This window comes from Hyphomonas sp. UBA3195, from assembly GCF_002366485.1.
Lineage (GTDB): Bacteria > Pseudomonadota > Alphaproteobacteria > Caulobacterales > Hyphomonadaceae > Hyphomonas.
The window spans coordinates 20,542-33,643 of sequence record NZ_DEXB01000036.1; the positions used below are offsets into that span (position 1 = coordinate 20,542).

At 59.9% G+C, this 13,102-nt stretch carries 12 protein-coding genes; 1 reads left to right on the plus strand and 11 read right to left on the minus strand.

Features of this window, described 5'->3' with window-relative positions:
* Positions 1 to 35: 35 nt before the first annotated feature.
* The 7 genes from glyS to B2344_RS11240 form a co-directional block, all read right to left on the minus strand.
* Positions 36 to 2,150, minus strand: a complete 2,115-nt coding sequence (gene glyS, locus B2344_RS11210; RefSeq protein ID WP_290485230.1) for a glycine--tRNA ligase subunit beta — start codon at positions 2,148 to 2,150, stop codon at positions 36 to 38.
* A gap of 85 nt (positions 2,151 to 2,235) precedes the next feature.
* Entirely contained in the window at positions 2,236 to 4,101 is a 1,866-nt protein-coding gene (locus B2344_RS11215) for a caspase family protein (protein ID WP_290485231.1), read from the minus strand.
* A gap of 70 nt (positions 4,102 to 4,171) precedes the next feature.
* The gene (locus B2344_RS11220) at positions 4,172 to 5,068 is read right to left on the minus strand and encodes a glycine--tRNA ligase subunit alpha (protein WP_290485232.1); all 897 of its coding nucleotides are present in this window, start codon (positions 5,066 to 5,068) and stop codon (positions 4,172 to 4,174) included.
* Between the two features lie 72 nt (positions 5,069 to 5,140).
* Positions 5,141 to 5,278, minus strand: coding sequence for a hypothetical protein (locus B2344_RS11225; RefSeq protein WP_156947859.1), 138 nt, complete (start codon positions 5,276 to 5,278; stop codon positions 5,141 to 5,143).
* A gap of 77 nt (positions 5,279 to 5,355) precedes the next feature.
* Entirely contained in the window at positions 5,356 to 5,994 is a 639-nt protein-coding gene (locus B2344_RS11230; protein ID WP_290485233.1) for a tRNA1(Val) (adenine(37)-N6)-methyltransferase, read from the minus strand.
* Between the two features lie 89 nt (positions 5,995 to 6,083).
* Positions 6,084 to 6,290: a DUF2007 domain-containing protein gene (locus B2344_RS11235; RefSeq protein ID WP_290483685.1), complete on the minus strand. Its 207-nt coding sequence runs from the start codon at positions 6,288 to 6,290 to the stop codon at positions 6,084 to 6,086.
* Positions 6,287 to 6,775, minus strand: coding sequence for a CC0125/CC1285 family lipoprotein (locus B2344_RS11240; RefSeq protein WP_034814019.1), 489 nt, complete (start codon positions 6,773 to 6,775; stop codon positions 6,287 to 6,289). Before B2344_RS11240 ends, B2344_RS11235 begins: the two co-directional genes overlap by 4 nt.
* Before the next feature lie 242 nt (positions 6,776 to 7,017).
* On the opposite strand from B2344_RS11240, the gene B2344_RS11245 reads away from it, so the two are divergent.
* Entirely contained in the window at positions 7,018 to 7,974 is a 957-nt protein-coding gene (locus B2344_RS11245; protein WP_290485234.1) for a polyprenyl synthetase family protein, read from the plus strand.
* On the opposite strand, the gene B2344_RS11250 is transcribed toward B2344_RS11245, so the two are convergent.
* The 4 genes from B2344_RS11250 to B2344_RS11265 all read right to left on the minus strand — a co-directional run bounded on the left by B2344_RS11250 (position 7,968) and on the right by B2344_RS11265 (position 12,931).
* Complete coding sequence (locus B2344_RS11250) at positions 7,968 to 9,029, minus strand: glycosyltransferase family 4 protein (RefSeq protein WP_206992613.1); 1,062 nt, start codon at positions 9,027 to 9,029, stop codon at positions 7,968 to 7,970. The genes B2344_RS11245 and B2344_RS11250 overlap by 7 nt on opposite strands.
* Positions 9,026 to 9,898 (minus strand): 4-(cytidine 5'-diphospho)-2-C-methyl-D-erythritol kinase, encoded by an 873-nt coding sequence (locus tag B2344_RS11255; RefSeq protein WP_290485235.1) that lies wholly within the window; start codon positions 9,896 to 9,898, stop codon positions 9,026 to 9,028. Before B2344_RS11255 ends, B2344_RS11250 begins: the two co-directional genes overlap by 4 nt.
* A gap of 18 nt (positions 9,899 to 9,916) precedes the next feature.
* Positions 9,917 to 11,596 carry a tetratricopeptide repeat protein gene (locus B2344_RS11260; protein ID WP_290485236.1) on the minus strand — a complete coding sequence of 560 codons (1,680 nt, stop codon included), beginning with the start codon at positions 11,594 to 11,596 and terminating at the stop codon, positions 9,917 to 9,919.
* A gap of 129 nt (positions 11,597 to 11,725) precedes the next feature.
* Positions 11,726 to 12,931 carry an N-acetylmuramoyl-L-alanine amidase family protein gene (locus B2344_RS11265; RefSeq protein WP_290485237.1) on the minus strand — a complete coding sequence of 402 codons (1,206 nt, stop codon included), beginning with the start codon at positions 12,929 to 12,931 and terminating at the stop codon, positions 11,726 to 11,728.
* Positions 12,932 to 13,102 lie beyond the last annotated feature (171 nt).

Here is a 13,102-nt window from a genome sequence, read left to right on the forward strand (position 1 = left end):
TCTGACACAAGGGCACGCGAGCGCCTTGACCTGCATCAGCCATCGATGCGGGAGAAATCCGCTACGCGGTAAAGTGTTCCACGGATTTTCGTGAGCAGCGCCAGACGATTCGCGCGCACAGCGGAATCCTCGTCATTGACCATGACCGCTTCGAAGAAAGCGTCCACCGGACCACGCAATTTGGCAAGTTCGGCCATAGCTGCGGTGAAATCCTCGGACTTCAGCGGGTTTTCAATGGCGGCCTCGACATCCGACAGGGCTTTCGCGAGGGCCTTTTCCTCGGCTGGACCCTTGGCGATGAGGGCGTCATTGACGGAGAGGTCAGCAGGCAGATCGCCCTTCTTCTCCTCGGCCTTGAGAATGTTCGCCGCCCGCTTGTAGCCTGCGAGCAGGTTTGCCCCGTCCTCGGTATCGAGAAACGCCCCCAGCGCCTCGACGCGGCGCGTGATGAGCACGAGGTCATCTTCGCCGAGCGCGAAGACGGCGTCGATCAGGTCGTGGCGTTGGCCTTCATCCCGCAAATGCTGCTTCAAACGGTCCGCAAAGAACGAAAGCAGATCGAGCGAATCCAAAGAAAGCTTGGTTAGGCCGACAAACGGTCCATCCGAAATCTGCAGACCTTTCTGATTTTGGAATTCAAAATTTGACATACCAAGGATTCCTTGGAACCCAAGACGTAAATCATTGGCCAGAGTGATCCGAACGACACCTAGAGCTGCGCGGCGTAGCGCGAATGGGTCCTTTGATCCCGTAGGCTTCTCATCAATCGCCCAGAATCCAACCAGCGTATCCAGCTTGTCGGCGAGCGCAACGGCGATGCCGACCGGGTCGCTCGGGACGGAGTCGCTCGGCCCTTGCGGCTTGTAGTGATCGCGGATGGCGTCGGCGACGGTTTCGGGCTCACCCGCTTCCAACGCATAGTACCGGCCCATGACACCCTGCAGCTCCGGGAATTCGCCGACCATTTCTGAGACGAGGTCTGACTTGGCGAGACGCGCGGCGCGTTCAGCAAGATCAGGATCAGCGCCCACTTTCGGGGCGAGTTCGCGGGCGAGCGCGGCGACGCGCTCCACCTTGTCCCCCAAGCTGCCAAGCTCGGCCTTGAAGGCGATGGTGGAGAGTTTCTCGGCCATGTCTTCCAGGGGCGTCGCCTTGTCCTTCTCCCAGAAGAAGCGGCCATCATCGAGCCGCGCCGACAGCACACGTGAATTGCCCTCGGCGAGCTTCTTCCCGCCATCTGCGGCCTCGATATTCGCAACAAGGATGAAGTTCGGGGCGAGCTTCCCGGTGGTCTTGTCATTCACGGCGAAGTATTTCTGGTGGGTCCGCATGGACAGCTGGATCACTTCCGGCGGCAGCGCCAGGAAGGCAGGGTCCATATCGCCCAGCACAACGACCGGCCATTCGGCAAGGCCAACGACCTCTTCGAGCAGGCCCTTGTCTTCAATCCATTCGAGGCCAGCCTCGGCGCAAACCTTCTCGATGCCGGCGAGGATCACCTCCCGCCGCGCATCGCGCGTCAGCTTCACATGGCCAGCGCCACTGAGCTGGCTCTCATAATTCTTGCGAAAAGTTACCTTGAACGGCCCACGGCCATGCACGCGGTGGCCTTCGGTCTCGTCGCCACTGGAAATGCCATCCACTTCAAATGGCACCACTTTTCCGTCCAGCACACAGACAATCCGCTGCAACGGGCGCACCCAGCGCAGGTCACCCGTGCCCCAGCGCATGCTCTTGGGCCAATGGAAACCGCGAATGATGGCAGGCACAGCTTCGGCAATGATATCGGTCGCATCGCGGCCCGGCGTTTCGATCACAGCAACGTAGAAGTCGCCCTTCTTCGGATCGGAGCGCACTTCGGCCTGACTGATGTCGCTCAGCCCCGCGCCACGCAGGAAGCCCTCGACCGCCTTGTCCGGCGCGCCGACCTTCGGGCCTTTGCGCTCTTCCTTCACATCCGCAGAGCGCTCTGTCAGGCCATCCATGAACACCGTCAGGCGTCGCGGGCCAGAGGCCGTTTCCAGCTTCGACCAGTTCAGCCCCGCCTCGCCCAGCGCCTTTTCCAGTGCAGTACCGAGATCACTCTCAGCCTTCGCCTGCATGCGCGCGGGGATTTCCTCTGAAAAGAGTTCGAGAATCAGGTCTGCCATGAAGGGGTCCAGCCAGTAGTTACAAGCCTGCACGGCATACTAGCGCGGGCGGCAGGGTCAAGCACCGGACGTGCAGATGGGGCGCTTAGTCAGCCCCGAAAGTGAGCTGCCAGAGTTGCAATGCGCCGCCCTTCATGGACACGACCAGCTTCTTGCCATCCGGCGCAAACTCAATCCAGTTGGCGCCGAACATGCTCAGATCCTGCACCCCGGCAAGTAAGGCTCCGGTCTCGGCATCCCAGATCTTGCCGGACAAATCCATCGCACTGGTCGCCACGAATTCCCCGTCTGCACTGAAAGCAGCATTCCACAGTGGAGCATCATGGCCGGTCAGTTCGAGAACTTCACCGTCCGCGCTCCAAATACGGGCCGCCTTGTCCGCTGAGGCGACAAGAATGCGGTCTCCATCTTGGCTGAACGTGGCGTAAGTAGCCGGAACCTCTCCGGATTCGACCATGCGGAGCTGCTCGCCCGTCTCCGCATCCCAGACGCGGACCGTACCATCATTCGACGCTGTGACGATCCGGCTTGCATCAAAATTGAACCGCGCGGAACGGACTGCGCCGGAGTGCCCTGTCAGGCGCAACACCTCCTCGCCCGTTCGGGCGTCCCAGATACGTGCGGTTTCGTCATATGAGGCCGTAACCACCCGGTCCCCGAAGGGGCTGTATTCAGCATAGGAAACAACGCCCAGATGTCCATCAAGCACCAGCCGCGCCTCTTCGCCCAGCGCGCTCCAGATGCGCGCCGTGCCGTCTTCGGACGCCGTGATGAGGCGCTCTTCATTTGGGCTGAACCGCACAGTCAGGACCGGCGCGGTATGGCCTTTCAGTTCGGTCGACTGGCCATAAAGGCTTGGCGTCATGCCGACGATCCAGAGACGCGCCGTGTGATCGGCTGATGCACTTGCCACGTAGCGTCCGCTCAGGCTGTAGTCTACGCCATAGACTTCGTCCGTGTGGCCGTCCAAGTCTCCGAACCAGGATACAGATTTCAGCTGCAACCGCGTTCGGGCACAGGGCGGATTAGCGAGGTTCCGGCGCGCCACCTCGGCGAACTTCCCGTCGGGATATTGCTCCAGATGGCGGGCGTATTTGGTGCAAGGATCGACGGTCGTATAGCCCACGCTGGAGATTTCGACCCAATCCATCGTCTCCTGGTCCAGCACCGTCTTCAGGCGGCACTCCCCGGAAAAACAATAGTCGAGCGAAACGTCGGAATAGATTGCGGGGCGCTGCTCATGATTTATGGAGGAGGCGAGCATCGCGACCTCGCTGCGAGTTTCGTCCACGCTGCGCAACAAGGGATTGGCCGGATCGCTGAGGCGCGGCAACAGGCTGCGCGTGAAGACCGAATACGGGGACTCATCCTCCGGCCCCAGCCGGTCGAGCGCCTTCTGGCGGGTGCCTGCCGCATAGACCACGAGTGTGCCCGGCACGATCTCCAGCCGCGACAGTCCGCGCGTCACGCTGCGGGTTCCTGTATCGAAGGGATTGTCCCGGCAAGCATCCACGATGGCAAACAACAGGCCCGGTTTGCGCGCCTTGATCTCTGCGAGCACGTCAGTCGATAGCGACACAGTCTGGCGGCGCAGCGCGAATTCAGACGATTCCAGCGGCGCATCGGTCATGGCCAGAAAATTGTCGGCGCCATCCGACCAGCCGTGTCCGGAAAAGATGAAAGCGACCTCGTCGCCGGGCTCAATGGATTGAAGAAAACCGTCCAGTGCCTCGAGAAAGTCGATCGTGCCAGGATCTATCAGGCGCGTGACTTCAAAGCCCAGCTCGCCCCCAAACGCTTCGGAATAGCCCGTGGCGTCTCCGGTCGTCTTTTGCAGGTCTGGCAATTGCTCATAGTCGCCGACACCGACGATCAGGGCACGTTTGGTCTTCGCGTCCGCGCCAAGCACGAGACACAGACCGACAAGGCAAACGAGTATCCAACGTAACATGACGCGTCCTCCCACACCGGAAGAGACTATCCCCATGAAGCCGAATGACCAAATCAGTCAGAGGTTAAATCTAGGCGGAAACGTCTTCCTGCTCGGCCCATTGCGCAGCGGCGCCGCGGGCGAGGTCTCGGACGCGGGCGATATAGGCCTGACGCTCGGTCGGGCTGATGGCGCCGCGTGCGTCGATCAGGTTGAACGTGTGCGAGGCTTTGAGGGCGTAATCATAAGCTGGCAACGGCTTGCCTGCATCGCGCAGGGCATTCGACTGGTTCTCGCAATCGGCAAACCAGCGCTTCAGCATCTCGACATCGGAATGCTCGAAATTGAACGCTGATTGTTGTTTCTCGTTTTCGAGGAACACGTCGCCATAGGAGAGCGGCACTGCGCTGTCCGGATCGTTGAAGGGCAGATCATAGACATTGTCGACGCCGAACACATACATGGCGAGGCGTTCGAGCCCGTAGGTCAATTCGCCAGAGACCGGGAACACATCCAGTCCGCCAACCTGCTGGAAGTAGGTGTACTGGCTGACTTCCATCCCGTCGCACCAGACTTCCCAGCCAAGGCCCCAGGCGCCGACAGTCGGGTTCTCCCAGTCGTCTTCGACGAAGCGAATATCGTGAACAGTCGGGTCGATGCCAATGGCGTAGAGACTTTCCAGATAGAGGTCCTGCAAATCGTCGGGATTAGGCTTCAGGATGACCTGGAACTGGTAATAATGGCCGAGCCGGTTGGGGTTTTCCCCATAACGCGCATCCTTCGGCCGCCGCGAGGGCTGGACATAGGCAGCACGCCAGTTCTTTGGCCCCAATGCCCGCAGCACAGTCGCCGGGTGCAAGGTGCCGGCGCCGACTTCCATGTCATAGGGCTGCAGGATCGCGCAGCCCTTATCGGCCCAATAGGCCTGAAGTGTCAGGATGAGGTCCTGAAAGGATTTCGGTTTGGCGTGCGCTTTGGGTGCGGTCATGGGGCAGATCCGAATATCGATTGGGTGTCGGGTTACAGCCGTGCGCAGGGCGAAGCAAGCACGGGAATGCGATCAGAATGACCCACGAGATTCATCATGATCATTTGACCCTGCCCCGCGCCCGGTGACCATGCGGTAAAACCCGCCATGCCCCAGCAAGGCCAGGACCAGACCAATGAACAGAAAGCCGAAGAACAACAGGCCGAACATGGCCAACTCCTTTTTCTATGCCCTTACCTCAATTCAGACCCTAGCCTGCAAATGTGGCAATTCCCAGAAAATCTGGATTACCAGTCGATCGCCCTGCCATGACGGATCGCATCCAGCGCTTCACTGGCCTCACCGTCGGCGGTGTGAGTGACGAGGGGCGCGAGCAAACGCACCTCTCCCCGTCTCAATCCCTTGCGTCCCCGCACCAAAACCCGGCGCGCATCTTCGCCATGTTTCGGCGCGATGGGCAGAACGGTAATCTCTCCCGTCAGGCGATCCAGCACAGCGAGAATTCGGGCGAGTTCGGCAGCGCGATGAATTATCACAATGGGCGCACGCGGCTTGGCCGCAAACGCCATCGCCTTGATCCAACCATCGAGGCTGAGGGATTCGAGATATGCTCCAGCTTTCTCCGCTCCCGGCGCGGAGATCCTTCCTGGCTCGAAATATGGCGGGTTTGCAAAAACCAGATCGAACCGATTTTCCTTGTCGCGTACCCAGTCGGCGGCATTGCCAGTCTCGACACTCACTCGGTCTTTGAAATTGTTTGACGAGACAGATTGCCGTGCGAGGTCAGTCATGACCGCATCAATATCCACGCCTGTCACCTGCATCTGCGACAATCGAAATGCGGCCGTCATCAGCGCCCCACCGCATCCACAGCCTATTTCAAGGGCCGCGCCGCCGGACTTTTCGGGAAGGGCCGCGGCCAGCATCAGCGAGTCTGTGCTGGCTCTGAAGCCCTTTTCAGGTTGGAACAGGGTGACCCGCCCCTGGTAAAGGGTATCTTCTGTGATCTGCCCCACTAGCCGCGTTCGACTTCGGCCAAGGCTGCCTCGGCAGCAGGCAACAATTCCTCCGGCACCATGACGCGCCTCGGAAACGCGCCGATATTGCCCTCGACAGCGGAGATATGCTGATCAGCGATGAAATATTCGATGCCCGCCTCCTGCAGCAGGTGCTCAACATAGCTCAGCTTGACGACATCATTGGTGCGAAAGACTTCCTTCATTCGGTCGCCGAACCGCGCAGATTGATATCCACTGAGCGGGCATCATAGACACTCGGCCGATCAGGTTTGTCGCCTTTGCCGGTGACGATTTCGAGGACTTCGGTAACCGACCCGCTATTGCCACCCCCTAGCGGAATGCCGATCCCTACGCCGACCCCGACGCTGCTGTGGCCGCGAGAGCCCGATGAACCGCCAATGGAGACGCTGGAACCACCGCTACGGCTGTCTTCACTGCGTTCGGCAAAGCTGCTGGTTATCTCAAACCAGTCAGAGCCCTCCAGAAGCGTCAGTTCAGCTGCACGCAGCAAGGCCCGGTCACGCGCCTTCGACGGACTGGAGTCGGTATAGGAGACCTGGTATCGGCCCGTTTCGATCTGTTGGCTGGAATAGCCCATCGCTCCGGACTTGGATGCGGGCCCGTAGGCCGCGTTCGACGTACATGCAGCGAGCAGGCCAGCGGCGAGCAGAATTGCATATGGCTTCATGTGGGAACCCTTCCTTGTTGGAATATTCTCAACGGCCCAATTGCCTGAATGTTTCGCACACACGGCGAGGATTCGCCACAACACTTCGCTGTGAGATGCGTCGGGGTGCCACGTCGCGCTTGATGCGAACCCATCCTACGATTATTTCCCATTTCGTCAGAGAAATGATGGGAGCCAGTGAAAACGTGACCCTTGCGCCAAAACCAAGAGGCAAAGAGGCAGTCGGTTCCATTGTGGATCGGATGCAAACGCTCGTGGCCAAGGACCTCGGTGAGGTCGAGACCTTGCTGGCGACCCGCGCAGCAAGCCCGATATCGGTCATTCCGGATCTGTCCGGTTACATTGTGTCGGCGGGCGGCAAGCGCCTGCGACCCTTGATAACCCTCATTTCTGCACATGCCGTGGGCACGCCGAACAGGGCAACACATGCTCTTGCAGCGGCCGTGGAGTTCATCCACACCGCCACGCTGCTGCACGATGACGTGGTGGACGAAAGCGATCTGCGACGCGGGAAACCTGCTGCCAAGGCAATTTGGGGCAACAAGGCCTCCATACTGGTGGGGGACTTCCTGTTTGCGCGCGCGTTCAACCTGCTGGTTGAAACCAACAGTCTCGAAATCCTGAACCGGCTCGCCACAGCATCCACGGTGATTGCCGAAGGCGAAGTTCGCCAGTTGGCCGCGATGCAGGCCCGGGATCTGCCAACCGAAGACTATCTGGCAATTATTGAAGCGAAGACTGGCGCGCTGTTCGAGGCCGCTGCCGAGACCGGCGCCATGTCGGTCGGTAGTGATGATCACGCTCATGCGCTTGCCACATACGGCAAGAATCTGGGTCTCGCCTTCCAGATCATCGATGACGTGCTGGACTATGGTGGCACCACGTCGGTAATTGGCAAATCAGTTGGCGATGACTTCCGCGAATGCAAAATTACACTGCCCGTCATCGTCGCGAAGCGACGCGGCTCAGATGAAGACCGTCTGTTCTGGGACCGAGCCATGAATTCCGAAACGCAACAGGACGCCGATCTGGCTCACGCTGTTCATCTGATCCGGGCCACTGGGGCTGCAGACGCCACCGTTCAGGAGGCCGAGGCCTATGCTGCGCTGGCCAAGGGCGCGCTGAGAACGCTCGAAGAGTCCCCCTATCGCAGCGCACTCGAAGATCTGGCCGATTTCTGCGTTAGCCGGGCCTACTGAGTCCGCGAGCGTTCGAGCCACCAAAAGACTGATCCGATAGCGGCAAGGGCAACCAGTGCCGTCAATTGTAGAACCGGGAAATCATCGGCCTGGTCAGTGGACTCTGCTGCGCCAAACATGGTGACCACACCCATCACCGCGCAAATCAGTGTCATACTCCACCAGAAGGTCGCGACACTGAGGTGGCCCCAACCGCGGGCAATCAGCCGCTGATAGGCGTGATCGGTGTGCGCCTGAAGAAGATTGCGCCCCTTGAATGTGCGCCACGCTAGCGTCAGCAAGACGTCAATCAGAAACGGCAGGGCAAGCGTGAGCGCCAGAAGCGCGGCGCGAACGCCGTCCATGCCGTCGCCAAGGTGGTAGACGGCCATCAAGCCAAACAGTCCGCCGGCGCCTAGAGATCCGCAGTCTCCGGCATAGAGGCCGCCTCGCAAGTTCCACACAAGAAAGCCGAGCACAGCTCCGAACATAGCGAACTGGGCGATCATGGCAAATTCCCCGATCGGGTCGGGTACACAGCTACCAAAGCACAGCATCAGCACGGCAAAGAGCGGGAACAAAGCCACATGCATGATCGCAATCGATCCCAGCGCGAGGCCGTTGGCACCGTCCATGAAATTGACCGCATTCGTAATCACGATCAGCCAGACAATGACCGCAATACCAAGGAGCCATCCACCTGTCCCGCCCGACATGAAGAATGGTATGGCCGCAATGACAGCCCAACCGCACAGCAGCGCGAGCTTCAACAAGGCTGACAGGCCGAGCCAGTCATCGAGGAAGCCGATTGCCCAAGGCGTGACGGCTAGCGCAACTGCAAACAAAATCCTGCCCGCGGGCATCTGAGCCAATGACGAGGGTTCTGCCATGACCGCGAACGCACCCAGCGTAATCAGGATCGCGCCGAAGATACCGATCCCGCCCGTGCGAGGCACAGGCGCTGCCTGCTGTTTACGGCCACCATCCGGAGCATCGAGCAGCGGCAAATGACGCGCCAGGGTGCACAGGACGAAAGAAATCAACGCCGCTCCGGCAACGAGGTAGAAAATCGTCATCGCGCGTCCCCCAAGCTTGTGGCACGAATCCACCACTTGGGATGGGCGCGCTCAAGATCCCTTGCCGCAGACTGTGCGTCGTCATCGGTTGCAAACAGCGCGAAACAGGTTGCGCCCGATCCACTCATTCTTACGAGACGACTTCCCGGCACCACATTGAGGACGTCAAGCACCTCCCCGATAGCTGGTACAAGGCGCACCGCTGGGGATTGAAGATCGTTACGTTGGTGCGCCAGCCATGCGATCAACTCTTCCGGCGACCGCATTTCAGGCACGGCTTCGAGGGCGCTGAAAGCACTTATGCCCCCTTCTGCGTCAAAGGCCCGGAAAACCGGCCCGGTCGGGCAGTCGACCGCTGGATTCACCAGAACAGCTGGCAATCGAGGGAGGTTCTTTTGCGGGCGAACTTGTTCGCCTTCGCCCTGCATCAACGCCGTCCGCCCTTCCAGCGCAACAGGCACGTCGCCGCCCAGCGGCACCGCGACCTGTCGGACAAGATCGCGCTCCAATGACCACAATTTCTGAAGAACGCGCAACGTCGCGCCGGCATCCGCCGAACCGCCACCAATTCCCGCTGCCACGGGAAGATGCTTGTCAAGCGTCAGCGCAGCACCGTGCGATCGGCCCTCGGCCACGCACAGAGCTTGCGCTGCGCGCAGGACGAGATTGTCACCACCGACTTCCAGGCCGCTGGATCGTGGCCCCGCGACACTGAGGGTCAGAGTATCTGCGGACTCAGCAGATACCCGGTCGGCCGCTTCCGGCCCTGCGAACATGACGAGCGAATCGAGCGGATGACGGCCGTTTTTTTGTACGGTTCCGACATGCAGGAACAGGTTTACCTTGGCGGGCGCGAGAGATGTCGGCATGTCAGACTGCCACAGCGACTAGGGACGAACAGGCTTGGGAAGTTGCGCGCCTGCACCAGTTTCAGCCTGTTTGACCAATGGCACGTTCGGACCGGCGACCAGCTTGGCCTCAATTCGGTCGCGCTCGCCATCCGCAGGATCGAGCGTCAACGAACGCCGCCACTGGAATCGCGCCTCAAGCTTGCGGCCGGTCTGCCAATAGGCGTCACCCAAATGATCGTTCAGAACAGGATCGCCAGGCTCAAGCTCGACTGCGCGTTCCAGATGCTGCGTAGCAGTCTCGTAATCCCCCAGCCGGTAGTGCGCCCAGCCAAGGCTGTCGATGATGTAGCCTTCATTTGGCTCCATCTCCGCAGCCCGTCGGATCATATCCATGGCGAAGTCGAGGTGCTCACCCCGATCAACATAGGAATAGCCGACATAATTCAGCAGTGATGCGTCGTCCGGCTGCAGAGCCAAAGCCTTCAGCAAGTCGCGCTCACCTTCGGGCCAGTCGCCGAGCTCTCCACGTGATACACCGCGCGCATAGAACAATCGCCAGTCCTCACGCTTGTGGCTTGCATCATCGCGGATGATCTCTGTCAGCAAGGCCTCTGCCTGTTCCTGTCTCCCAACAGCGCGATAGAGGTCTGCAATCTGGATCTGCAAGCCCCTGTCCGGAGAATGGTCCAGGGCCTCGGCGGCAACGGCGAGGGCAGACTGACTGCGTCCACTGCGCTGCAGGGCCCAGGCGATCTGCCCCCGCGAAGTAGCATAGAAAGCCGACGTTTCAGGCACACGCGCCAGCACGCCAATGGCTTCGTCCCAGCGTTCCGCATTCGAGAGAGATTGTGCCCAGAGGGATCGCGCAACGTGAAGCTCCGGATCAAGTGCCAGCGCCAGCACGAAGTATACGGCTGAGACATCATCGCTTGTCTGGCTCATCAAAGCGGCCGCCGGAACATAGATGGCCAGCGCGGCCCCCTCATCCGGGGTCAGCCTCCGAACCTTGATCTTGTCGCCCGATGCAATCGCCTGGCTCAGGCGCGCAATAGAGGCGTTATGGCCAACTTGTTGGTCAAACGTATTCAGGATTTCCAACGCCCTGTCACGTTGCCCACGGGAGGCCAACAGCTGGGCATGTGCTTCCACACCAACGGCAAGGCGGGCGCTCGAATCCCACAGCGTGTCAAAAACCGACAGCGCGGCATCATCATTACCGGCCGACATCTCGATCAGCCCCATCATGTAGAGCGTTGCGCTGTCCAGCCGTGGATCGCCAGACAGGCCATCTTCGAGATACCGGACGGCTGCATCCGTCCCTTGTATATCAACTACGCGCCAAGCCGACAGTCCGCGCGCAATCATGCGGTTGAACGGCCCGAAACGAGACTGCTCCAGCATTTGCTTCGCGTCATCTTCCCGACCGACCCGAAGAGCTTCCACAGCCAGGGTCAATCTAACGAGAGCGGCCTCGCTGCCGAGGGTGTTTGCCCGCTTCGCCACCCGCACGCCTTCGCGATAATCGCCAGACAGAAGCGACGCAAACAAGGCGCGATCAGCAATACCAGATTTCTCCGGTGCAGAATCAATCGCCAGAGCGTAATGCTCGGCCGCCTTTTGGGGATCATTGGTCATCGCCGCAAAGCGCGCGATCAGAAAATCGCTGTACGCCTCGGCTTCAGTCGGACGACCATTGTGGACGAGCGAAGAATCCAAATGGCTCAATCCACCACTTGAACACGACGTTGACAGCGCCAGAAGCGACGACGCCACAAGAAAACGCAACAATATCATAGGAGCCAACTTCTCAGTAACGGTGCGCCGCTGCAAGGGATTTCCCCCGCTCTAGCCCTGTCCCGCCAACAGAATGTCCTGCTTGTCAAAAAAGCGGTCGATGCCGCGCTTGACCGCCGACATGGCATTGCGCAGGTCGCGGTCGGACTGCAGGCGCGTTGCGTCGGCCCGGTTCGTCACGAAGCCCATTTCCAGAAGCACCGCCGGAACATCCGGCGCCAGCAAAACATAGAAGCCTGCCTCGCGGTGTGTATTGCGCAGCACAGGGCCGGACTTCTCCAGTTCCGGCAGAAGCATTTCCGCAAATTCAGACGAGTGCGTCTTGGTTTCGCGTTTTACGAGATCTTCGAGGATGCCACTGACGCGTTGCGGGGCGCCGTCCTCGAGCGGAATGCGCCAATTGTTGCGATTGGCTTCCTTGTCGATCCGGCGCTCACCACTCGCGCTGATCGTATAGACGGATGCGCCGGCAACGTCGCGACTCGCCGCAGCGTCCGCATGTAAGGAAATGAACAGGTCAGCGCCCCAATCGCGCGCCATGCTGACGCGCACCTCATGGTCGACATAGACATCCGTGTCGCGCGTCAGCCGCACCGTATAGCGGGGGTCCGCCTGAAGGATATTCTTGAGTGCGAGTGCCGCCCGCAAGGTGATGTCCTTTTCCACACCGCCTGTAATCGCCATGGCACCCGGGTCCTTACCACCATGCCCCGCATCGATAACAACCGTGTAGGATTGGTTTGCGACGCGCTGGGACGCTGGCAACGGAGCATCAGGTCTCATTGATGCGAGTTCAATTGCGAGTTCTTCCTTGCGCTTTTTGGCCTGATAGGAGGCAAGCTTTCGCATATCTTTCTTCGCCACGCTGCTGAAGCGCGCGGCCGACACGGTCTGAAGGTCAACGATTACCCGGTAGGATGGCTCGTTGCCCGCAGGTGGCAGGGACAAGGTCCGCGCGACCATCAACGGGCGCTCAAGCGCAAAACTGAGCGTTCCCTCGGAGAGCGCCCAGGTGGCAACACCACCACCCCCATCACCCACAGCAGGGGTCACTGGCCCATCAACTGGCAGCACGAGGCTGCGAGCGTTTCCCGATTCGGCAAGGAAGGCGCGACCTTCCTGCTCGGAATCTGCCCACACGGTGATTCGAGTCGGCTCTCCATTGCCAACAACCTGCACCCGGCTGACATCGGCGGATGCGGCAAAACCCGCACCCAGACAGGCAATCACAAGGCAAACAAAGCGTAAAATAGTCATCAGGATCGCATGTATTCCAGATTCGAAGGTTTTCCCTACCAGACCGATTATTAACCCAGCATTGACCACAGGTTACGTATTACACAGCCTCAGCGCCCTTTTTGGTCTTTTCTTGACGGTCAAAATTGGGCAGTATCATCCGGTAGCCGCCAATCAGGCCTACCAAGCAAG